Source organism: Streptomyces sp. NPDC046335, assembly GCF_055587985.1.
The window spans coordinates 89,735-110,446 of the sequence record NZ_JBVJFF010000023.1; the positions used below are offsets into that span (position 1 = coordinate 89,735).

The window sequence follows — 20,712 nt, forward strand, 5'->3', positions numbered from 1 at the left end:
GCCGAAGCTGGGTCAAGGCTCGGTCGAGGCCGCGTCGAGCGGCCGGTCGAGCACCCGGGGCGAGCGGCCGGGCGAGCGGCCGGGCGCAGGCCACGCCGTGTCCACGGCTCGGCTCCACCCGTACGGGCAACTCGCGGGCAATACTCGACACGCAAGCATCCGCGTCGAACCACCAGCCGCACGGAGCTTCCGCAGCGGCGAACGACCAGCCGCACGGGGCTCTCCGCAGCGGCGTACGAAGGATTCCCGCCATGCGTCGTGCCACAGCCCGCAGCACCTGCCTGCCCGTGCTTGTCGCCGCCTGCTGCCTTGCCATCGTCAGCTGCGGAAGCACCCCGGCTCCCCACGCCCCCACACGCACCGCCGTTCCCTCCCCCGACTCCATCGCACGCCACTCCGAAACCGGGTACGGAAGCCGGTCGGAAGCCCGGATTCCTGGCCTCGGCCCCGCGACGCAGGCAGCGATCGCTGCCGGCACGCGACAGGTCCTGGTGGTCACCGGCGGCCCCGCGAACAGCCCCAGCCACTCCTCCGCCTCGCTCTACACCCGTAAGGGAAGGACGGGCTGGCACCGCGTGGCTGGACCGTGGCAGGCCCGCAACGCCGCGCGCGGGTGGACGCGTGACCACCGGGCGGGGGATCTTCGCACCCCGAGCGGAGTGTTCAGGATCGGTGACGCCGGCGGCCTGCTGCCCAACCCCGGTACGCAGCTCCCGTACGACCGGAGCGAGGAGTTCCGCGAGCCTGGGACCGGCTTCTACGGCGAGTCGCTGGAGGGCACCTTCGACTACGTCCTCGCGATCGATTACAACCGGCGTCCAGGAACCTCGCCCCTCGACAAGTCCCGGCCGCTGGGGCAGGAGAAGGGCGGAGGGCTGTGGATCCACGTCGATCACGAGGGTCCCACCAAGGGCTGCGTCGCACTGCCACGGGCGCAGATGCGCCAGTTGTTGCGGCTCCTGAAGCCCCGGCACCAACCGGTCGTCGTCATGGGGCCACAAAAGGAACTGCTGCGCTGACCGCGCGTCACGGGTCGGCCCGTTTCTCGGGTTCAGTGTCGTCGTCGTACGGGAACAGACACAGGGAACTCACCGTCGACGACCGGCCATGGGACCGGCCATGGGACTGGCCGTGGGACGACTGTCCTCGCGCGTCGAACAGGAGCCGGGGTGAACCATTCAGGCCCCTCGTACGTCTGCTACGTCGAGGTGCCCGCCCACACTCCGGGCCACGAACGGAGAAACAGCACACCGTCATAGGCTCGACGAGATCCAGCGAGAGGCACGGAACGCATGATGAGGTCCGATCCGCTCACCCGTAGACTGCAGCGGCTCTTCAGCGTCCTCGACAGCGAGGGCAAGGGCTTTGTGACGTGGGGCGACCATCAGCGGATCGTGGACAGGTACGTGTCCGGCTACGACTTGCCGAAGAGCGACCCGAGGATCAAGGCTCTGGAACGGGCGTACTGGACACAGTGGCTGGGGCTGTTGGCACAGGCGTCCCCCGGCCAGGACCGGCTGTCCCAGGACGAGTTCGTCGCGGCGCACCGCGCCATGGGCTACGGAACACGGGCGTCGCAGCTCCTCGACGACCTCGCGCAGGCGGTCTTCAACGTTCTGGACGTCGACCGCGACAAGCGGATCAGCAGGGACGAGTTCGCCAAGTACCTGGACTTCTGCGGGGTTTCCCGCTCTGACGCCGCGGTCATCTTCCGGCGCCTGGACCTGGACGGCGACGCCTTCATCTCGCAGCGGGAGGTCGCCAAGTCGCTCAGCGCCTTCCATCTGTACAACGACGACCTCATCACGCCGGGCGGCGTCTTCCTGGGCCTCAGCTGAACCATGCCGATGCAGGGCATCGAGTGACCCGCGCGGACTACAGTGAGCCGGTGACCTCTCCACCGGACAACCCGCTGTCGCCGACCACTCAGGACGCCCGTGACGCGGCCGTGCGGCGCTTGCAGGAGGCGTACGCCGAAGGGCGCATCTCGCACGAGGAGATGGACCGGGGCCTCGAGCAGGTGCTCACGGCCGAGACGCACGGCGAGCTCGGGCCGGTGCTGGCCTCGCTCCCGGCCGAGCAGCCCGCCACGTCGGCCACGATCGCCGCCGCCGGCGGACGGATCCGGCGGCGCGGCCCATGGCGGGTCCCGCGGAACCTCACGGTCGAGTCCGCCTACGGCGGGGTGTACCTCGACCTGTCCCGCGCCGTCTTCGAGCATCCGGCGGTCGACATCGAACTGCGGCTCGGCACCGGCAAGGCCAGGATCACGGTGCCTCGCGACGCGATCGTCGACGTCGAGGGCCTGCACACCGGGTGGAAGGACCTGCGTTACCGGACTCGGCGGCCCTCCCGCCCCGGCGGACCGACGATCCGGATCTCCGGTGCCATGGGATACGGACGGCTGAAGATCCGCCACGCGTGGCGCTGAGACAAGCCAGATCCGGGACCCACTCGAGCCCGGCCCATGCCAGTGGGTACCGTGCGGCGACGGAGAACTGGCCGGGGAGGAATGAATGTCGCTGGTGGACCAACTGCCCGCGCTGATAGGCGTCGTGGTCGGCACGCTCGGCTCGTACGCGGTGCAGAGCCTGACCGAACGCCGGCGGTGGAAGCGGCAGCGGGACGAGCGGTGGGACGAAAGGCGCTTCGAGACGTACGGCCGTTACGGCAACGCCGTCAAATCCCAGCTGCGCATCGCCCAGCGCATCGGCGCCGCCCTCGGCTTCACGGACGTGACCGACCCCTTGCTGCCGGCCGAAGGGATGAGCCTCCTCGCCGACGCGGAGTCCCACCGGGCGACGGAATGGGAGTCCGTCCTGCTCGTCGGGGACGCGGAAACGATCACTGCGGCACGGCGCTGGCACGAGACGATCTGGACCATCGAGCTGCTCGTACGGGAAGGGCCGGTCGACGCCGAGATGTGGACCAAGGCCCATCAACTGGCCAGCGCTGCACGCGACGCCTTCTACGAGAGCGCACGGCGCGACCTCGGCATCGCGGGAGATCCACCGCCCTCGGGGGCCTGGCCCCGGCCCTGGCGGGCCGAGCTGTCCAACTGAAGGACCGGCACCGGGTGCGCTCCTCAAGGGCCCGTCCGTCTGCTGCTCGTACCGGTTCAGCCAGCACGAGCAGCAGGCGCGCGGCGAGGTCACATCACGCGACGGCGGTTCCTTCGAGCTCGACCATCTGGCCGGGGATCGCCAGTCGCGTCACCTCCAGCATTGTGGACGCCGGCGCGACCCCGGCGGCGCCCAACCTCCCGGCCAGCACTCCGTAGTGCGGGAAGAGCCCGTCGACGTCGGTCGTGTAGACGTTGAGTCTGACGAGGTTCGCCAGGGACATGCCCGCTTCGACGAGCACGGCCTCCAGGTTGTCGATGCTCAGCTTCAACTGCGCCGCCATGTCACCGTCATGCTGGGGTTTGCCGTCGCCGCTCATCGCGGTCTGCCCGGAGACGTACAGGGTCCGTGTCTGCCCGGAGACGACCTCACCTTGGTTGAATCCCATCTCCACCGACCATGTCACCGGGTTGACCGCAGTTCGTTCCACTGCCACATCAGCTCCAATTCGCTTCATTCACTTCATCGGGAGTACGTAGGTACGTGCGTCCGTCGGCTCGGTAGCCGCCGGTTCCGACGCCGCGTCAACGAGCCTCCCAACAAATCACGACACCCTTGGTCATGTATTGGCTAGAGTCTTCGTATGCGTGCTGACCGGTTGGTCTCACTGGTGCTACTGCTGCGGCAGCGCGGTCAGTTGACGGCGAGCGCGCTGGCCCGCGAGCTGGAGGTATCCACCCGCACCGTGCTGCGCGACATCGAGGCGCTGTCCGCGGCCGGCGTCCCGGTCTACGCCGAGCGCGGCAGGCACGGCGGTTTCGCGCTGCTGCCGGGTTACCGGATCGAGCTCACCGGTCTGAACCACGACGAGGCCCTCGCCTTGCTGACCGCCGGATCGGGGCGCGGAGAGCAGGTGTTCGGCCTCGGCTCGGCGCTCGCTTCAGCCATGCGCAAGGTGGTCGACGCGCTGCCCGAAAACCACCGGGCCTCCGCGAGCGACGCGGCGCAGCGATTTCTCGTCGACCCGGAGACCGACTTGCTCTCACGCCGGCTGGTCGTCGACGAGGTGCCCGACACCACGATGATCGAGGTCAGGCGCGCGGTGCTCGCCGGACACAAGCTGCGCATCCGCTACGCGGCCACGGGCGGGACACCACAGTGGCGCACGGTGGACCCGATCGGCCTGGTCACCGTACGCGACCGCGGCTATCTGCTGGCCACCAGATCCGGCGAGGACCGCACCTACCGGCTGTCTCGGGTGCTGGCCGCCGAGGAACTCCCCGAGCCGGCACAGCGACCGAACCGGGTCGATCTGGACCGGATCTGGCGTGACCGCTCCGCGCGGTTCCTCTCCGGCAGTGATCACCTCGCCGTGCTGGTACGGGTGAATCCGGCGCGGCGGGAGGATCTGCTGGACTCCGCGCTGGCCGTCCGCGCGGAAGAACCCGACGCGGACGGCTGGCTGCGGCTGGAGGTGACCTACCAGGATTCCCGGCACGCCGAGTGGGCGTTGTGGCAGCTCGGCACGGACGCGGAAGCCCTGGCCCCGCAGTCGTTGCGCGCCTCGCTGCACGACCGCGCCACCGCGATCGCCACGCGCTACGGGGACTCGGCCAGGGCGTAGTCGGTGGGCAGTGCGCGCAGGCGGGCATGTGGTGGTCCGTACCGGTGGGCGATGCCGGCCTTGATGGCGGCTGCCCGGGCGGTGGCCGCGGTGAAGCCTCCGGGAACCGGACAGGAGACGGCGTTCACGGTCAGCCTCCGTGTGCGGTGAGCGTGTAGCCCTCCGGGCCCTCGAAGGAGAACATCGGCCCGAAGGGGCTGTCCGCCACCGGGGTGAGGATCTTGACCCCCGCGGCAGTGAGCTGGTCGTGGAGCTTGTGGGCGTCGGAGGTCCGGAACCAGAGCACCACTCCGAGGCCGGGCCGTTCCGTCTTGGCGAGGTCGACGCCCGGGAGGAGCCGGCGCACGGCGAACGGGGTCGGCTCGGTGTCGAACACGACCGCGTGCGGCGGCGAGACCGCGGCCCGGCGCAGGCCCAGGTGCTGCTCGCAGAAGGCGGCCGCGGCGTCCACGTCGCAGACTTGCAGGGCCACGAAGTCGGGGCCGTCAATGGTGGCGGTCATGGGTCTTCCTCGTTCCACATCAGGGGTCGGTCTCAGGACTGACCTCAGGGCTCATGCCAGGACTCACGTCAGGCCTGATCTCAGGACTGATGACACGGCTGCGCGCCATGCCGATGTCAGGACTTTGACACCAGTGAGGCTAGGCCCCCACAGGTGACCATGTCAAAGTGCTGACATAATGGAGGGCATGCCGACCACGCCGCCCCACCCCGCCGAGGACGTCACCCAGCACGTGGGATACCTGCTCAAGCGCGCCCAGTCCGCCCTGCGCGGCGCCATGGACGGGGTCCTGCGCGAGCACGGGCTGACCGTGCCGCAATACGCCGCGCTGGAACTCCTGGCCCTGCACCCCGGCATGTCCAACGCCGACCTCGCCCGCGCCACCTTCGTCACCCGACAGTCCGGCAACGTCGTACTGCGCGGGCTCCAGGAAGCGGGACTCATCACCCGCCCCGCCACCGCCGACCACGGCCGCGCCCGGCCCGCCCACCTCACCGAGGAGGGCCGCGCACGCCTGGCGGAGGTCCAGTCCGCCGTATACGCCATCGAACAGCGCATGGTCGAGGCGATCCCACCGCAACGCATGACAGCGCTCCTCACCGACCTCGACCGCATCGCGGCGGCCCTGGAGGAGTGAAGGACGATGACGGGGGACGCCTGCGGGGGGCCGCACCGCTGCTGTTCCGTACCCTGGCGGCATGCGTATGCGCCCTACTTTGAGCTGGACTCCTGCCGAGGATCTGCCGCCGGGTACGACAGATCCGGGGCCCGTCGCCGATGCGCTGAAGACCGGTGGCGTGCTGGTGCTCAGCGGGGCGGGCATCTCGACGGAGTCGGGCATTCCCGACTACCGGGGTGAGGGCGGCAGCCTGAGTCGGCACACTCCGATGACCTATCAGGACTTCACCGGCAGCCATGAGGCCCGCCGTCGCTACTGGGCGCGCAGTCACCTCGGATGGCGCACCTTCGGTCGTGCCCGCCCCAACGCCGGGCACCTCGCCGTGGCCGCGTTCGCGCGGCAGGGACTGCTGGCGGGCGTGATCACCCAGAACGTCGACGGCCTCCACCAGGCCGCCGGCAGCGAGGACGTCGTGGAACTCCACGGAAGCCTCGACCGTGTCGTCTGCCTGGCGTGCGGCACCTCCAGCCCGCGCCGTGAGCTCGCCCGGCGCCTGGAGGAGGCCAATCCGGGTTTCGCGCCGGTGGCCGCCGGAATCAACCCGGACGGTGACGCCGACCTCACCGATGAGCAGGTCGGGGACTTTCACGTGCTGCCCTGCACGGTCTGCGGCGGCATCCTCAAGCCGGACGTGGTGTTCTTCGGCGAGGCCGTTCCGCCGCAGCGGGTCGAGCACTGCCGGGAGCTGGTCCGTGCGGCGAGATCGCTGCTGGTCCTCGGGTCCTCGTTGACGGTGATGTCCGGGCTGCGGTTCGTCCGTCAGGCCGCCGAGGCCGAGAAGCCGGTGGTGATCGTCAACCGGGACGCGACCCGCGGCGACCAGTACGCCGTCACACGGGTCGCGCTCCCGCTGGGCCCTGCGCTGACCTCCGTGGCCGACCGGCTGGGTGTTCGCGTCGAGAGCGAGGCGACGGGCGAGGTCAGGTAGACCTTCTGAAGCGCGCCCGATCGTCCTGAAGTGCGCCTGATCGTCGACTGATCGTCCTGACGCGTGCTATTCCGACCGGACTTCGGTGTTCTGGCAGGCGTGCAACAACCACGTACCGTCGTCCTGCTTGGTCATGACATAGAGCGGGGCGCCCTCTGTGTCACCCTCCGCCGAGTGGTAGACCTGCCGGACCTTGACGGCCGCCACGTCCGGCCGCAGGAACTGCGTGTGGATCACCTCGTACGTGACCTCGCCGCCTCGCGCTCTTCCATCCCGAGGCTCTGTGGACGACCGCCCATGGCAAGGTCCTGGTCGGCGCCGACGCGATCGCCGAGTTCACCCGTGCGGTGCTGCCCAACGCCAGTTGGGACCCTATTGCCTCAAGTCGGCTTGAGGTCAAGGCCGCCATGGACATCGCGCGCGCGGACAGGTCCTCAGGACACGCATGGCGTGGATCCCGGCATCGAGCGCGCGATGGGTCCAGTCGGGCGGCCCCTGTCGTGTCGGGCTCGCCCGGCCCACCCGGCACGGTTATAGATGGAACTCCACATTCCACTTCTCCCGCTTCAAGAGGCCCCATGTCATTGCGTCAGCTCACCACGGCCATCGCCGCCTCACTGCTCCTGTGCACCGCGTCGGCAGCCGACGCCCTCGCCGACCCGAGCCAGTCGGTGACGGTCAACCCCACCGGCCACGTCGCCGCGGACGGCACAGTCACCCTGTCCGGCACCTATCGGTGCACCGGCGGCCACGGCCCCGTCTTCGTCTCCTCCTCCCTGGCCCAGGGCAACATGAGCACCCGGTACGGCGTCGGCGGCACCCGTGCGATCTGCGACGGCAAGACACGCAGCTGGACCAACACGGGCCGCCCGTCCACCACGATCAAGCCGGGCGCGGGCCACGTCTGGGCCACGGTGATGGAGCTCAACCTGCAGAGCGGTCTCCCGTTGCCGCGCGTCCACGCCGTGCAGCGACAGGACGTCACGCTCACACGGAGCTGATGCCAACGATCATGGTTGATAGCCTCCCCGGATGACTGTGACCTTTGACGAACCCGTCCGCGCTCGACTGCAAGCCCCCAACATCTGGTACGTCGGAACCGTGTTCGCCGACGGAGCACCGCAGGTCAGCCCCATGTGGGTGGACCTGGAGGGAGACGGGGAGCTGACCTTCAACACCTCGGCCGGACGGGTGAAGGAGGAGAACCTGCGCCGGGATCCCCGCGTCTACCTCTCACACGCGGACGCCACCGACCCCTTCGACCGCGTGCAGATCAGCGGCGTGGTGGCTCGCTTCATCGAGGGTGAGGAAGCGCACCGGCGGATGGACCGGCTGGCACAGAAGTACCTGGGCAGCGAGCGCTTCGAGTGGCTCATGCCGGGCGAGCGTCGGGTGGCGGTGGTCGTGCGCCCGACCAAGGTGCGGCACATCGTCGGTGTGGAGCGGTTCCGGCCCGGGGGTCCCGTTCCCGCTTCCTGAGGATGACCGAACGGCGGATGGGCGGCACGCGTCGCCCACTGCCGCAAATCCGTGGTCATCACGTGCCGCAAATCCGTGGTCATCATGGCGGCATGGAATCGCTCCTCTCCCGGCTGCCGGCCGACTTCTGGACCGTCCCCTACGTCGGGGCCCGCTTCCCCGGGGCGAAAGCCGTGGCCGGACAACCGGGCCTCGCGGCGGGTGCCAACTGCCAGCTGTTCGCCTACGCGGTGCTCGCACACTTCGGCCTCGCCCCGGCCGCGCTGCGCTCCAGCGAACTGTGGGACGACACGGAGACCACCGTGCGCGTCTCGTCCCCCGAGCCCCTGGACCTGCTGCTCTTCAACGCCTCCGACCGCGCCTACGGTGCCCATGTCGGCGTGTGGGCCGGTAACGACGCCGTCCTGCACCTCTGCGCCGAGGTCGGCCGCCCTGCCGTGTGGAGCCTGGCTGACTTCGCGGCGCGGGCACGCTACGGGGTCATGCTGGGCGCCAAGCGGGTAACGCGGCAGGCCGGTTCTACGAGCCCGGCGGCCGGCCCGCGGTGATGCCCGCGAGGACCAGATCGACCCCCGCGAGGAACTGCTCGCGATCGTCGTGCTCGCGCATCTGCCCCGCGACAGCCCGCGTGAACGGGTAGGCCTCCGGGTCCAGTTCCTGCCAGGCCATCGACGCGGCCCCGAGGAACTCGTCGCGATCGACGCCCGGTTCGAGAGTGCGGGCGCTCGCGGTGTTCGCGGCGTTCTGCCCCGCGGCGCCGAGGATGTAGTGCATCAACGCCGAGGCCGCCGCGAACCAGCCCTCCTCCGGCACGTTCAGCGCACGCACATGCCGGCCGATGCTCTCGAAGACGCGCGGCGCCACCGTCCCCCAGGGGCTGCGGGAGAGCTGCGTCGCGAGCTGTGCGGTGAGCCAGGGATGCGCCTCGGTGGCATCGAACAGGCGAAGCGCGACAGTGCGGATCCCGTCCCGGGGCGTGGCTGTCGACCCGCCGGGTTCGAGGCTCACCGCGGCGGCCACGACGGCGTCCGTGGCGGCGCCGAGCAGCTCTTCCTTGTTCGCCACGTGCCAGTAGATCGCCCCGGGCCCGGTCGACAGGCGCTCGGTCAGCGCCCGGAACGTCAGACCGCCCTCACCGGCCGTGTCGAGCAGTTCGACGGCCGCCTCGACGATGCGCTCCCGCGAGAGCGCCCCCGTGCGCCGCTGCGAGCGGCGCGTCCGCGTTGCCATAGGGCCAGTCTGGCACGACTGGAGCGCCGTTCCAACTTCACTTGACATTACTGGAACGCCGTTCCAAGAATGGAACGACGTACCAGAGCCGACCCATCAGAGCCGACGTACCAGGAAGGCTCGCCACCCCCAAGGAGCCCCTCCCCCATGAACACCACAACCACCACAACCCCGGGCACAACCCCGGGCGCAACCCCCGTCACGATCATCGGCGCCGGACTCGGCGGCCTGACGCTCGCCCGGGTCCTGCACGTCCACGGCATCCCGTCCACGGTCTACGAAGGCGAGGCATCGCCGACGGCGCGCGCCCAGGGCGGAATGCTCGACATCCACGACCACAACGGTCAGCCCGCCCTGGCGGCGGCCGGCCTGACCGAGGGGTTCCGCGGCCTCGTCCTTGAGGGCCACCAGGCGACCCGTGCCCTCGATCCGGACGGAACCGTGCTGCTCGAAGAGCCCGACGACGGCACCGGCGGCCGCCCCGAGGTGCAGCGCGGCGAGCTGCGCGACCTCCTGCTCGACTCGCTCCCGGCCGGCACCGTCCGGTGGGGTCACAAGGTCAGCGGTGTCCGCGCCCTCGGCGATGGCCGCCACGAGGTGACCTTCGCCGACGGCACCACCACCGTCACGAACCTGCTGGTCGGCGCGGACGGCGCATGGTCACGCGTACGGCCGCTGCTCTCCGACGCCACACCCGCCTATGCCGGTACCTCGTTCGTCGAGACGTACCTGTACGACGCCGACAACCGGCACCCCGCGTGCGCGAAAGCGGTCGGCGGCGGGTCCATGTTCGCGCTCGCGCCGGGCAAGGGCATCCAGGCCCACCGGGAGAGCGGCGGCACTCTGCACACCTACGTGGCGCTGTCCAAGCCGCAGGAGTGGTTCGCGGACATCGACTTCACCGACCCGGCCGCGGCCGCCGCGCGGATCGCGCGCGAGTTCGACGGCTGGGCGCCGGAGCTCACCGCGCTCATCACCGACGGCGAGACGGCACCTGTGCTGCGCCCCCTCCACGCCCTGCCCGACGAGCACCGGTGGGAGCGCGTGCCCGGGGTGACCCTGCTCGGCGACGCCGCCCACCTCATGATCCCCTCCGGCGAGGGCGCCAACCTGGCCATGTACGACGCCGCCGAACTCGGCAAGGCTCTCGCCGCCCACCCCGGCGACACCGAGGCCGCACTCACCGCGTACGAGCGGGGCCTGTTCCCCCGCAGCGCCGCGGAGGCCGCCGACGCCGCCGAGCTGCACGAGGCCATGTACGGCGCCGACGCGCCCCACGGCCTGATCGACATGTACACCGCATCGGCGTGACCGCGCTCTCGGCGTCGGGAGTCAGGCGTCGGGCGCCCCGTCGAGCATCGCGGCGGTCAGGACGTTGCCGCCGACGCCCCATCCCCCGTCGACGACCTCGTCGACGAGCACCACGGTGGTGGGACGGGCCCGCTCCCCGTAGATCTCCGCATACAGGTCGGTCGTACGCTCGACGATCTTCTTCTTGTCCTCGGCGGTGATGGTTCCCGCGGGAACCTTGAAGTGGGCGAAAGGCATGGCTGACTCCTTCAGTGGTCAGTGTCAGTGTCAGTGGTCAGTGGTCAGTGATCAGTGGCAGTTCTGGGACGACGGAACGCGGGGCTCGGCCGCGCGCTCAGACCATGCCGCCGTTGGCCCGCAGGATCTGGCCGTTCACCCAGTGCCCTTCCGGACCGGCGAGGAAGGCCACGACGTGGGCGATGTCCTGCGGGGTGCCGAGCCGCTCCAGAGGCGGGGTCTTGGCGAGCTGCTCGATCCGCTCGGGCGTCTTGCCGTCCAGGAACAGCTCCGTGGCGGTGGGCCCGGGAGCGACGGTGTTCACGGTGATGTCCCGGCCCCGCAGCTCGCGGGCGAGGATCAGCGTGATCGCCTCGACACCGCCCTTGCTCGCCGCGTACGCGCCGTACTCGGGGAACTGGGTGCCGACCACGGAGGTCGAGAACGTCACGATGGAGCCACCCGTACGGAGCCGCCGTGCGGCCTGCTGGGCCACGACGAAGGTGCCGCGCAGATTGGTGTGCAGCACGGCGTCGAGGTCGGCGAGGTCGAGATCGGCGATGGGTGACAGGACCATCCGTCCCGCGGCGTTCACGACGACGTCCACGCCGCCGAACTCCCGCTCCGTCCGGTCGAACAGCGCGGCGACCGCGTCCTCGTCCGCCACATCCGCCTGTACGGACAGCCCCCGGCCCCCGGCGGCGGCGATCGCTGCCACCGTCTCGTCGGCGGAAGCCGCGTCGCGGGCGTAGTTGACCACGACGGCCAGGCCGTCCAGGGCGAGCTTCTCGGCGACCGCCCGGCCGATGCCGCGCGATCCGCCGGTGACGACGGCAACGCGCCCGGCTGCCGGTCCGTGAGCTTGGTGGTTCGTAGTCATGTCCTCAACGATGCGCCGTCCCGGCCTGCGCAACCAGGGGATGACATCCCCTGGGTCCGCGACCCGGCCCGACGCACAATGGAGGGCATGGCTTCTGCGAAGTACACCGAACTGGGTGCCTTTCTGCGTTCGCGGCGTGACCGCATCCGCCCGGGTGACGTCGGGCTCCCGACGGGGCCCCGGCGCCGCGTTCCCGGGTTGCGCCGTGACGAGGTCGCCCAGTTGGCCGGGGCGTCGGTGGACTACTACAACGAACTCGAACGCGGAGCCGGATCCCAGCCCTCCGAGCAGATGCTCGCGGCGCTGACCAGGGCCTTGCGCCTCACGGCCGACGAACGCGACTACCTGTACCACCTGGCGGACCGCCCCGTGCCCATCCAGGGCGGAGCCGCCTCACACGTACATCCCGGCATGCTCGATCTCCTCGACCGTCTGCCGTCGACCCCGGCGCAGGTCATCACCGACCTGCACGTCACCCTCGTACAGAATCCGCTCGCGGTGGCCCTGCTCGGGGACCAGTCCGGCCTTCGCGGTGCCCGGGCCAGCTTCGTCCACCGGTGGTTCGTCGAGCCCGGCACCCGGCGCCTCCACCCCGAGGCCGACCACGAGCGCCTGTCCCGCGCCTTCGTCGCCGACCTGCGCGCGGCCGCCGCCCGGCGCGACGCCAAGGACACCGAGGCAAGCAGCCTGATCAGCTTTCTCCTCGGCGCATCGCCCGAATTCGCCGGGCTCTGGGCCGACCACGACGTGGCGTTCCGACGCGACGACCGCAAACGGCTCATCCATCCCATGCTCGGCCTGATCGAGGTCAACTGCCTCAACCTGTTCAGTGAGGACGGCCGCCAGCGACTGCTCTGGTTCACTCCCGCGGTCGGCACCGACAGCGCCGACCGGCTCGAACTGCTCAAGACGGTCGGTACGCAGGAGATGGCCGGTACGCAGGAGATGGCGGTGACCTTTTGATCCGCTCGGCTGTTGAGTACGAAGAACGGCAACATCTGGCTGGGCAAGCATCAAGGAGCGGTCGATGAACAGCAGTTGGAAGCGGCGGGCCACCCGTGCGGCGCTCATGGCGGCGGCGTGTGCCGTGCCACTCGTCCTGCCCGCCGACGCGGCGCACGCGGACGAGACGCACCACAGCGGCTCGCACACCGCCCCTGTCGTCGCGCTGATCAACACCGGGCAGATCGACGACCCGATGGAGGACGTCCTGGAGCACACCCTGCTCTTCGGCGACGGGTATGCCTGGGACTGACGGGACTGACGGCGGAGCCGCCCCTCGGGCCGGACCCCCTCACGCTCGTGCCGCGCCGAGGGTGTCGATGAGGCGAGACGAGTGCCCGGCCGCGAGGAGCGGCACGCGCACATCCCGGTCCAGGTCGGGCAGGTATCCGAACAGGACGTCGGCCGGCCCGGCGATCTCGACGTCGCCGCAGACGGCGGGGAGCAGCAGTGTCTCGGCCCGGCCGAGTTCCTCCTCCCACTCACCCGACCGCACCCGTACGGGCGCTCCGACGTTGGAGAGGATCTGCGCGGTGGCGAAGGAGTGGCGCAGCGGCTCGGCCGTCCCGGCGCGCCAGCGTTCGAGTGCGAAGTAGGGGCCGGCGCACAGGAAGACGCGCTCCACTCCGTCGCCGACGCCGATGCGCAGGCCGGGCGTGAAGTCCGGCCTGTTCTCCGGTTTCACCTGCCGCATCAGCATGTCGAGGTTGCGGTCGAACTCCTCGTCTCCCACGGCGGAGCCGTCCTCCATGTTCCAGCGCATCGCGTGCTGCTGGATGTCGGACGTCTGCTCGATCTCGTAGACCAGGGTGTCGGGGCCGAAGCTGTGCAGAGTGCCGCCCGGCACGTAGAGGGTCTGCCCCGGTCGTACCGGCAGGCGGCGCAGCACCGCGTCGAAGTCCTGGGCCCGTAGTGCGGCACGCAGTCGCTCGGGGCTCACCCCGCGTCTGACGCCGCACAGGGCGGTCGCTCCGGGAGCGGCGTCGAGGATGTGCCATGCCTCGGTCTTGCCGTTGCGTTGGTTCTCCAGGCGTTGGGCGGTCTCGTCGTCCGCGTGCAGGTGCACCGGCAGGGTGCCTGTGGCGTCGATGAACTTGGTGAGCATCGGGAAGTACGCGCCCGACCAGCGCGGGCCCATCAGGTCCCGCGGATGGTCGAGGGTCACCTGACGCAACGACTGCCCCGCCAACGGCCCGGCGGTCACCACGGCGCCCGCACCGTCGACGTCGCTGCACTCCCACGTCTCCGCGATGTTCCAGTCCGGAAGGCCGGTCCTGCCCAGACGGCGGGCGATGGCGTGGCCCCCGAAAACCAGCGGCTTGGCCGTCACGGTCAGCCGCAGCGGGGACAGGCCGGGGCCGCTGTCACTCATGCTGCCGGCGGGGGTGGGGCATGGTGGCTCCCGAGGTTTCGGTCGGGCGGGATGCGCACGGCGCTGCCGAACCGGCCTGCCCACGGCGGCGGCCCCGGAGCTCCGCGTGCACCCCACCCACATGCTCGCCCGCCGCGCAGGGTCCCGCCATCCGAGGGACGGGCGGCGCTCCCCTTCCCGTCGCCCGCGCGGGCCTGCGTGCGCCCGGAGCATCATGAACATATGGCTGTACGAGGAATCGACCACGTGGGTGTCACCGTCCCCGACCTGGAGAGCGCGACGGACTTCCTGGTCCGGGCGCTCGGGGCGGAGGTGTTGTACGACACCCTGCGGCGCGCGGACGGGCCGAAGAGCGATCCTGGGACCCGGCAGAGGCTCGGAGTTCCCGAGGGCACCGAGCAGCGCGCGATCCGCATGCTGGCTCTCCCCCACGGCCCCGGCATCGAACTGTTTGAGTTCGGCGGAGCGCGTCAACTGCCGCCCGCGCTGCCCTGCGACTTCGGTTGGCAGCACATCGGGCTGTACGTCGACGATCTCGACGCGGCTCTGGCGCGCTGCGAGCGGGCGGGCGCGACCCGGCTCGCGGAGCCACAGCCGCTGCCGGGCCCGGAGCGGGGCGAGCACAACCGGTTCGTCTACCTCCGCACGCCCTGGGGCAGCACCCTGGAACTCTTGACCTACCCCGACGCACAGCCCTACGAAGAGACGACTTCCCGGCGGCGCTGGCACCCGTAATGATGCTGCCGCACCGCCGTTCGGCTCCCCGCCCGTCTGCCTCAGCCGGCAGCGGTCTCCCGGCACTCCACGTGGCCCCAGCCCTGCGCGTTCTTGGCGATCTCCTCACCGGCGGCGTACGGCTTCTGGCAGTGGCAGCGGCCGGGGAACTTGGCCTTGATCACGGCGCCGGAGGTCCGCTTCTTCGCGCCGGCGGTGGTCTTCCCGGGCGTGCGGCTCTCGGTCATGCGCTCCGGGCGCGGTTCGGGGATCCGCCGGTCGCCGTGGGCGGTGCCCGCCGGCTGCTGGGCCGTCGCGGCGTCGCTGGCCGCGACGTCGGCGATCGCGTTCAGATGGTCGCCGTCCACCTGGTGCGCGGCCACATGCCGGAAGGTCACCGCACGCCCCTGCAACAGGGCGTCGATGCGTACGACGAGCTCTTTGTTGACGACCGGCTTCTTCGCCGCGGTCAGCCACCCGTTGCGCTTCCAGGACGCGATCCACTTCGTGACCGCGTTCATCGCGTACTGACTGTCCATGCGCACTTCGAGCGGCACCGCCGGGTCCGTGGCGCCGAGCAGTTCGGCGAGCGCGGTCAGCTCGGCCACGTTGTTCGTGGAGTGGCCGAGCGGGCCGGCCTCCCAGCGCTGCGGCAGGCCCTCCGCGTCGGCGACCACCCACGCCCAGGCCGCGGGCCCGGGATTCTTCTTCGCCGCTCCGTCGCAGGCAGCAATGATCAAGTCAGACATGCCCCGATGATTTCATCCGTCGTATGCCGCCAGGACGGCGGAGGTCCCCGCGCGCGCCGCGGGACCGTCGGCGACCGGCTCCCGCGGAGGAGACCCACGTCACAGACGGCAGTGTCACATCTCGCCGAGCCGGCCCGTCATAGGTGTGCAACCGCAGAACAACGCCAAATGGAGGGCATCATGCAAGCACGTCTGGACGCATTCACCAACCCGGTCCTCGGCAAGATCTTCAAGCACCTCATCGCCGCGAACAAGGAACTGACGAACACGACTCTGCCGCTCTCGACGCAGGAGCTGGTCAGGCTCCGTGCCAGCCAGATCAACGGCTGTGGCTTCTGCACCGACATGCACTTCAAGGACGCCGTGCGCGCCGGTGAGTCCGCCGAACGCCTCAACCTCGTCGCGGCCTGGCGCGAGGCGACCGTCTTCACCGACGCCGAGCGCGCGGCGCTGGAGCTGGCGGAGGAGGGCACCCGTCTCGCCGACGCGGCCGGTGGTGTCTCCGGCGAGGTCTGGTCGAACGCCGCCAAGCACTACGACGAGGAACAGCTCGCCGCCCTGGTCGGTGTCATCACCGTCATCAACGCCTTCAACCGCGGCAACGTGATGCTGCGGATGCCCGCCGGTGACTACCAGCCCGGCCAGTTCGGGTGACGTAGCCCTGCATGCCTGCTGGTCAGCGCAGATGGCGCAGGAAGACGTCGCCCGCGCCGTTCGTGTCGGCGGGGACGAGGTTTCCGGCCGGGGAGTCGAACGCCACCGTGCCGCCGTCCTCGCTGACGCCGGTCCTTCGGCCGGGCATGGTGTCCTCGGAGACCGGCTCGCTCTCGCGGCTGATGAGACGTACCTCGCCGGTCTCCATGTCCTTCAGGAAGACGTCCGCGCTGCTGTCGCCGTCGTCCTCGGGGGCGAGGTTGGCGGCGGCGGAGGTGAACGCCGCGTAGCGCCCGTCCCGGCTCAGGGAGACGTCGCCGCTGGCTCCGTCGGCCGGTGTGCCGTCGGCGGTGGCGCTGACCAGCCGCATGCGCCGGGAGTCACGGTCGTAGAGGTAGACGTTGTTCACGGTGTGCGGAGTCGGTCCCTCCGGGCGCAGGACGCTGGAGGACGAGGTGAACGCCACGTGGCGGGCGTCGCCGCTGAGGGCGGCGTCCCAGGACGGGGTCTTGCGGTTGTAGGCGCGCGGGATGCTGATGAGTTCCGTGGTGCCCTTCGTACGGTCGCGCACGAAGATGTCCGTCGCGGAGGAGTGGTCCTCCACCCCGGCCAGGTCGGAGGCGTTGGAGGTGAAGGCGACGTACCGGCCGCCGGCGTCGCCCGCGAACGACGGGGCGAACGCGTCGCCTTCGCCCTGCTTGCCCTCGTTGGTGAGCTGCACCAGTTCCGTGGTCTTCTTCTCGCGGTCGTGGAGGAAGACGTCGTCCCGCGTGTTGGCGTCCCCCTCGACGAGATCCTCGGCGCCCGACGCGTAGGCGACGTAGCGGCCGTCACCGCTGACCACGGGGTCGTACGTCAGGTAGCCGCGCAGCCCCTCGTAGGACGCCCCCGTCGGGCTGACGCGCTGGGTTCTGCCGGTGTTCCGGTCGTGCAGGAAGACGTCGTCGAGGTCGTTGGGATCGCCGCGTACGAGATCGTCGGCGGTGGAGGTGAAGACGACGTACCGCCCGTCGGGGCTGAGCGAGACCTCCCGTACGACACCGTGGCTCGCCTTTCCGTTGCTCTTGACGCTGACGCGTTCCGTTCTCCCGGTGGTGGTGTCGCGGACGAAGGCGTCGGGCGTGCCGTTGGTGTCGCCGGGGACCAGGTTGCGCGAGGCCGAGACGAACGCGACGTAGCGGCCGTCGGCGCTGATGGCGGGGTTCGCGGAAGCGGCGTTGCCCTGGGCGCCGTCGGGTCCGACGCTGATCCGCTCGGTGCGCGGCACGGCGGGGTCGGCGGCGGTGTCGGCGGCGGACGCGCCCGCGGGCGCCAGTACGGTCACGGCGCAGAGTGCGGCGAGCGCGGCACCTGCTGCGGTCATGCGCTGCTGAACGGTCATCGGTTCCTCCTGCTTCGACAGCGGTTCCGTGTGCCGTCCGGGCGGGCCGAGGGGGGAGGAAGCGTGGGCGTGGTGGAGCATGTCGTGCGGTGTCGTTGTCCCCCGTGCGTGCTGTCCGGCCGGTGCGAGCGGTGCGGGCGGGTGTGCCCCGGAGGCACCGTGAGCGCCCAGGGTCGTCCAGGGTCGCCCTGGATGAGCGAACACCGTGAGCCTTCGGGGGTCAATGAGTCGGGTGCCGTCCACGGTGCGGATGCGTCGGTTGCATCACGGGGTGCGGGGCGCTTCGGCGGAGTTTTTGCGCCGTCCTCACGGTGGCCGGACAACCATCGGCCGAGATGCCGCGAGGACCACCTCGCGGTGACCTGGCTCCCCCACCGCACGCCAGGCCACCGGGAGATGGTCCATCCCCCGACGTCGTAGAACGCTACGGCGAATGACGCGTCCCGGCGTCCACCCCAGGGTGGTAAACCCCTGCGGTACGCGCCTACAACTGAGGTTGTACGGAAGGCGCTTCCGTCACGCGCTGTTCGGCTCGTACGTCCAGCGCAGCAGCGCGCCCAGGCCGCCCGACGGCACGCTCACGTCGATGGAGCCGTCGGGGCCGTCGGAGCCGTCGCCGTTCGGGGACGGCAGGACCAGGACGTCGGCGGCGGTGGCGGCCGCCGCGCGCAGCAGCGCGTCGTCGGCGCGGACCGACACCGGGTCGCTCTCACCCAGGGCCCGTGCGTCGCTGCGGCCGACGGCCACCTGGTCGGGCTCCGCACCCACCCAGGTCTCGCGGGCGAGGTCCGCGCCGTCCAGCCTGATCAGCAGCGTGCCGATGCGGTGCTCCCGCGCGGCTTCCACCAGGGCCGGGACGCCTTCCACCGCGTCCGTCGGCCGGTCGGTGCCCACGCGTCCGGCGCGGAAGCGGTCGAGCGCCGCCTCGGTGCGGCGGCGGGTGAACTCCTCCCGCGCCTGCTCGATGGCCTTCTCCAGTACGGCGGACGAGGACCCCGCGGCGCGCCCGCCGTGTTCGGTCTCGACCGTGACCTGCCGGACGGCCTCCGGGAGCGCTTCGTGCACGGCGGGGCGTTCGCGCGGGTCGCCGACCAGAAGCACCATGTCGGCGCCGGAGTCCTCGTACGCCGAAGCGAGCGCCTCGGCGATCTCGACTGCGTTCTGCTCCCAGGTGTTCTCGACCTTGAGCTGGAAGTGCCGCTCCGACCAGTCGGAGGTGGCGGTGCGGTGGATCGGCCACTGCCGGCCTTCGACCTGCCCGGCGTCCTTGGGGCCCGCGGCGCCGCGCAGTTCGAAGTCGGCGCCGGTCCGGTCGATGTAGGCCACCAGGCAGTCCGGGTCCTGCCCGGTCAGTTCGAGCAGCGGGGTCAGCCGCGGCAGCGGGTCCCAGCAGGTGATCTGGCGTTGCGGCGGGCGCGAGAGGCGATGGCTCAGCACCACCTCGCCGCCGGCGGCGAAGACCACCCGGCCGGCGGGATCCTCGGCCGGGCTGATGCCCGCCAGGGCCTCACGCGCCGCTTCGACCGTGGCCGCGTCGGCACCCTGCTCCTCCAGTTCCCGGCAGGCCTCCCGTACGGACAGCTCGCGGCGCTTGGCCCCTGATTCGTCGTTCTGGGCGGCGTCGAAATAGACGGTCGCCCACGGGCCGGGGCGGTCGAAAAGCGGTTGCAGGAAAGACAGCTGCACGGTGGCTCCTCATCGCATGCTTCGGGTGGTCCGAGCCGGGTGCCCAACGGGCCGGGGGGCGACACGAACCAGTTCCCTTTGTGTTCGAGGTGCCGCACCGCTCACACGCGTTCAACGTAAGGCCCCCGGGCGCGGGCTGCCATCGCACACGCCACGCCATGACCCAGTGGGGCCAAACGGCTGGGAAGCGGCGCGACCTCCCCAGGCACGGCGCCGCTTCCCGGCCGACCGGACACGCTTACCCAGAGGAGTTCGATCTACGCCCGGTTTCGACGGTTCACTCCAGTGCCCGCCACCGGTACCTCCGCCAGGGCGACGAGCGCCGTGACCCGCTTGCCCATGGGCTCCCGCGCGGCGGTGAGGCTCTCGCAGAGGGCAGCGACCATCTCCAGGCCATGCTGTCCGATCCGGCTCGGATCAGGTTCCAGGACGGCCGGCAGCGTCGCGCTGCTGTCCCAGACGCTGATCCGAACGGCTCCGCCCTCCACTTCGAGTGAGAGCAGGCACAGCCCTGGCGCGTACTTGCAGGCGTTGGTCACCAGTTCACTCACCACGAGCGGCACCATGCTCTGCGCCCGGTCGGACACCGCGAGCCCGTGCAGGGCTTGCGCGTCGGCGAGGAAGGAGCGGGCCAGATGTCGTGCTCGGGCGATCTCCTCGCTGCTCTCGATGGCTGCGGATACGGAGAGGCGGGCGCCGTACAGCGGCTCCACGCCGCCGTCCCGCGCCGCCCGCACCACACCGCCCGGCTCGGCCTTGACCTGTCCGCACATGAGCATCACACCGAGCCGCTTACCCCCTGATTCACTTCGGAATCCGCAGTCGGGCGATCTGGCCGGGTCCCCCGATGGCGGCGGCCCAAACCAACGATCCGAACCCGCCCTCTCAGAGAGGGCGGCCCGCCTTCCCCCAAGAGGATGAGCCGGGCCTTCCGGCTTCCGGGAGGTGTGCGTACGCCCATTCGGGGCAGTCGCACGAGGACGGAGAAGGGCATCGGGCACAAGAGACCAGGGGCGGGTCAGATGATCACCGTGACGGAGCCGGACCGGACGCAGACGACCCAGGCGGCGCGGAGCGAACGGACGCCCGCCGAACGGACGCTCGCCGAACGAACGCTCGCCGAGCAGGCGCTGACCGAGCAGGCGCTCACCGAGCAGGCCCTGGCCGACCCCGCATCCGTGGCACCCCGCGACGCCCGCACCGTCTCCAAACACCTCTTCGACCGCCTCACCCACCTCGAAGA

At 70.7% G+C, this 20,712-nt stretch carries 26 protein-coding genes and 3 pseudogenes; 17 read left to right on the plus strand and 12 right to left on the minus strand.

Going from position 1 to position 20,712, the window contains the following annotated elements; all coding sequences use genetic code 11:
- Positions 1–251: 251 nt before the first annotated feature.
- The 4 genes from ACZ6JY_RS38580 to ACZ6JY_RS38595 all read left to right on the plus strand — a co-directional run bounded on the left by ACZ6JY_RS38580 (position 252) and on the right by ACZ6JY_RS38595 (position 3,062).
- Positions 252–1,019 (plus strand): L,D-transpeptidase family protein, encoded by a 768-nt coding sequence (locus tag ACZ6JY_RS38580; RefSeq protein ID WP_469203922.1) that lies wholly within the window; start codon positions 252–254, stop codon positions 1,017–1,019.
- Between the two features lie 276 nt (positions 1,020–1,295).
- Positions 1,296–1,838, plus strand: a complete 543-nt coding sequence (locus ACZ6JY_RS38585; RefSeq protein ID WP_469203924.1) for an EF-hand domain-containing protein — start codon at positions 1,296–1,298, stop codon at positions 1,836–1,838.
- A 50-nt stretch (positions 1,839–1,888) separates the two neighbouring features.
- Positions 1,889–2,431, plus strand: coding sequence for a DUF1707 SHOCT-like domain-containing protein (locus ACZ6JY_RS38590; protein WP_469203926.1), 543 nt, complete (start codon positions 1,889–1,891; stop codon positions 2,429–2,431).
- Between the two features lie 85 nt (positions 2,432–2,516).
- Entirely contained in the window at positions 2,517–3,062 is a 546-nt protein-coding gene (locus ACZ6JY_RS38595) for a hypothetical protein (RefSeq protein ID WP_469203928.1), read from the plus strand.
- Between the two features lie 94 nt (positions 3,063–3,156).
- On the opposite strand, the gene ACZ6JY_RS38600 is transcribed toward ACZ6JY_RS38595, so the two are convergent.
- Complete coding sequence (locus ACZ6JY_RS38600) at positions 3,157–3,552, minus strand: RidA family protein (RefSeq protein ID WP_469203930.1); 396 nt, start codon at positions 3,550–3,552, stop codon at positions 3,157–3,159.
- Positions 3,553–3,705: 153 nt separating this feature from the next.
- Here ACZ6JY_RS38600 and ACZ6JY_RS38605 point away from each other — a divergent pair, with 153 nt between their 5' ends.
- Positions 3,706–4,686, plus strand: coding sequence for a helix-turn-helix transcriptional regulator (locus tag ACZ6JY_RS38605; protein ID WP_469203932.1), 981 nt, complete (start codon positions 3,706–3,708; stop codon positions 4,684–4,686).
- On the opposite strand, the gene ACZ6JY_RS38610 is transcribed toward ACZ6JY_RS38605, so the two are convergent.
- On the minus strand, positions 4,662–4,814 hold the full coding sequence (locus tag ACZ6JY_RS38610) for a hypothetical protein (protein WP_469203934.1): 153 nt from the start codon (positions 4,812–4,814) through the stop codon (positions 4,662–4,664). The genes ACZ6JY_RS38605 and ACZ6JY_RS38610 overlap by 25 nt on opposite strands.
- Positions 4,815–4,816: 2 nt before the next feature.
- Entirely contained in the window at positions 4,817–5,188 is a 372-nt protein-coding gene (locus ACZ6JY_RS38615; protein WP_469203936.1) for a VOC family protein, read from the minus strand.
- Between the two features lie 187 nt (positions 5,189–5,375).
- Between ACZ6JY_RS38615 and ACZ6JY_RS38620 the strand changes: the two genes are divergently transcribed.
- Positions 5,376–5,825 carry a MarR family winged helix-turn-helix transcriptional regulator gene (locus ACZ6JY_RS38620; protein ID WP_469203938.1) on the plus strand — a complete coding sequence of 150 codons (450 nt, stop codon included), beginning with the start codon at positions 5,376–5,378 and terminating at the stop codon, positions 5,823–5,825.
- A 61-nt stretch (positions 5,826–5,886) separates the two neighbouring features.
- Positions 5,887–6,795 (plus strand): NAD-dependent protein deacetylase, encoded by a 909-nt coding sequence (locus tag ACZ6JY_RS38625; RefSeq protein ID WP_469203940.1) that lies wholly within the window; start codon positions 5,887–5,889, stop codon positions 6,793–6,795.
- A 66-nt stretch (positions 6,796–6,861) separates the two neighbouring features.
- Here the strand turns inward: ACZ6JY_RS38625 and ACZ6JY_RS38630 are convergent.
- A pseudogene (locus tag ACZ6JY_RS38630) lies at positions 6,862–7,050 on the minus strand (SgcJ/EcaC family oxidoreductase); the annotation flags it as partial.
- Between the two features lie 2 nt (positions 7,051–7,052).
- On the opposite strand from ACZ6JY_RS38630, the pseudogene ACZ6JY_RS38635 reads away from it, so the two are divergent.
- The 4 genes and pseudogenes from ACZ6JY_RS38635 to ACZ6JY_RS38650 all read left to right on the plus strand — a co-directional run.
- Positions 7,053–7,166, plus strand: a pseudogene (locus tag ACZ6JY_RS38635) (SgcJ/EcaC family oxidoreductase); the annotation flags it as partial.
- A gap of 207 nt (positions 7,167–7,373) precedes the next feature.
- On the plus strand, positions 7,374–7,796 hold the full coding sequence (locus tag ACZ6JY_RS38640; RefSeq protein ID WP_469203942.1) for a DUF6299 family protein: 423 nt from the start codon (positions 7,374–7,376) through the stop codon (positions 7,794–7,796).
- A gap of 31 nt (positions 7,797–7,827) precedes the next feature.
- The gene (locus ACZ6JY_RS38645; RefSeq protein WP_469203944.1) at positions 7,828–8,274 is read left to right on the plus strand and encodes a PPOX class F420-dependent oxidoreductase; all 447 of its coding nucleotides are present in this window, start codon (positions 7,828–7,830) and stop codon (positions 8,272–8,274) included.
- 92 nt (positions 8,275–8,366) lie between these two features.
- The gene (locus tag ACZ6JY_RS38650) at positions 8,367–8,822 is read left to right on the plus strand and encodes an NlpC/P60 family protein (RefSeq protein WP_469203945.1); all 456 of its coding nucleotides are present in this window, start codon (positions 8,367–8,369) and stop codon (positions 8,820–8,822) included.
- Here the strand turns inward: ACZ6JY_RS38650 and ACZ6JY_RS38655 are convergent.
- Positions 8,794–9,504 (minus strand): TetR/AcrR family transcriptional regulator, encoded by a 711-nt coding sequence (locus ACZ6JY_RS38655; RefSeq protein ID WP_469203947.1) that lies wholly within the window; start codon positions 9,502–9,504, stop codon positions 8,794–8,796. The two genes, ACZ6JY_RS38650 and ACZ6JY_RS38655, sit on opposite strands and share 29 nt — an antisense overlap.
- A 147-nt stretch (positions 9,505–9,651) precedes the next feature.
- Between ACZ6JY_RS38655 and ACZ6JY_RS38660 the strand changes: the two genes are divergently transcribed.
- Complete coding sequence (locus ACZ6JY_RS38660) at positions 9,652–10,815, plus strand: FAD-dependent oxidoreductase (RefSeq protein ID WP_469203949.1); 1,164 nt, start codon at positions 9,652–9,654, stop codon at positions 10,813–10,815.
- Positions 10,816–10,836: 21 nt separating this feature from the next.
- Here ACZ6JY_RS38660 and ACZ6JY_RS38665 read toward each other — a convergent pair whose 3' ends face one another.
- Positions 10,837–11,052, minus strand: coding sequence for a tautomerase family protein (locus ACZ6JY_RS38665; protein ID WP_469203951.1), 216 nt, complete (start codon positions 11,050–11,052; stop codon positions 10,837–10,839).
- A gap of 97 nt (positions 11,053–11,149) precedes the next feature.
- A complete protein-coding gene (locus ACZ6JY_RS38670) occupies positions 11,150–11,911 on the minus strand; it encodes an SDR family oxidoreductase (protein WP_469203953.1) in 762 nt (253 codons plus the stop codon).
- A 78-nt stretch (positions 11,912–11,989) separates the two neighbouring features.
- Between ACZ6JY_RS38670 and ACZ6JY_RS38675 the strand changes: the two genes are divergently transcribed.
- Positions 11,990–12,874 carry a helix-turn-helix transcriptional regulator gene (locus tag ACZ6JY_RS38675; protein WP_469203955.1) on the plus strand — a complete coding sequence of 295 codons (885 nt, stop codon included), beginning with the start codon at positions 11,990–11,992 and terminating at the stop codon, positions 12,872–12,874.
- A gap of 64 nt (positions 12,875–12,938) precedes the next feature.
- Entirely contained in the window at positions 12,939–13,166 is a 228-nt protein-coding gene (locus tag ACZ6JY_RS38680) for a hypothetical protein (RefSeq protein ID WP_469203957.1), read from the plus strand.
- Positions 13,167–13,205: 39 nt separating this feature from the next.
- Here the strand turns inward: ACZ6JY_RS38680 and ACZ6JY_RS38685 are convergent, their stop codons facing one another.
- On the minus strand, positions 13,206–14,285 hold the full coding sequence (locus ACZ6JY_RS38685) for a class I mannose-6-phosphate isomerase (protein WP_469203960.1): 1,080 nt from the start codon (positions 14,283–14,285) through the stop codon (positions 13,206–13,208).
- A 222-nt stretch (positions 14,286–14,507) separates the two neighbouring features.
- Between ACZ6JY_RS38685 and ACZ6JY_RS38690 the strand changes: the two genes are divergently transcribed.
- The gene (locus tag ACZ6JY_RS38690; RefSeq protein ID WP_469203962.1) at positions 14,508–15,020 is read left to right on the plus strand and encodes a VOC family protein; all 513 of its coding nucleotides are present in this window, start codon (positions 14,508–14,510) and stop codon (positions 15,018–15,020) included.
- Between the two features lie 41 nt (positions 15,021–15,061).
- On the opposite strand, the gene ACZ6JY_RS38695 is transcribed toward ACZ6JY_RS38690, so the two are convergent.
- The gene (locus ACZ6JY_RS38695) at positions 15,062–15,748 is read right to left on the minus strand and encodes a ribonuclease H family protein (RefSeq protein ID WP_469203964.1); all 687 of its coding nucleotides are present in this window, start codon (positions 15,746–15,748) and stop codon (positions 15,062–15,064) included.
- Positions 15,749–15,928: 180 nt separating this feature from the next.
- Between ACZ6JY_RS38695 and ACZ6JY_RS38700 the strand changes: the two genes are divergently transcribed.
- Positions 15,929–16,402: a carboxymuconolactone decarboxylase family protein gene (locus ACZ6JY_RS38700; protein WP_469203967.1), complete on the plus strand. Its 474-nt coding sequence runs from the start codon at positions 15,929–15,931 to the stop codon at positions 16,400–16,402.
- A gap of 22 nt (positions 16,403–16,424) precedes the next feature.
- On the opposite strand, the gene ACZ6JY_RS38705 is transcribed toward ACZ6JY_RS38700, so the two are convergent.
- From ACZ6JY_RS38705 to ACZ6JY_RS38715, 3 genes are all read right to left on the minus strand, one after another.
- Positions 16,425–17,783, minus strand: coding sequence for a TolB family protein (locus tag ACZ6JY_RS38705; RefSeq protein WP_469203969.1), 1,359 nt, complete (start codon positions 17,781–17,783; stop codon positions 16,425–16,427).
- A gap of 516 nt (positions 17,784–18,299) precedes the next feature.
- Positions 18,300–19,469 carry a baeRF2 domain-containing protein gene (locus ACZ6JY_RS38710; protein WP_469203971.1) on the minus strand — a complete coding sequence of 390 codons (1,170 nt, stop codon included), beginning with the start codon at positions 19,467–19,469 and terminating at the stop codon, positions 18,300–18,302.
- Between the two features lie 257 nt (positions 19,470–19,726).
- Positions 19,727–20,242: an ATP-binding protein gene (locus tag ACZ6JY_RS38715; protein ID WP_469203973.1), complete on the minus strand. Its 516-nt coding sequence runs from the start codon at positions 20,240–20,242 to the stop codon at positions 19,727–19,729.
- Positions 20,243–20,491: 249 nt separating this feature from the next.
- Here ACZ6JY_RS38715 and ACZ6JY_RS38720 point away from each other — a divergent pair.
- Positions 20,492–20,712, plus strand: a pseudogene (locus tag ACZ6JY_RS38720) (hypothetical protein); the annotation flags it as partial.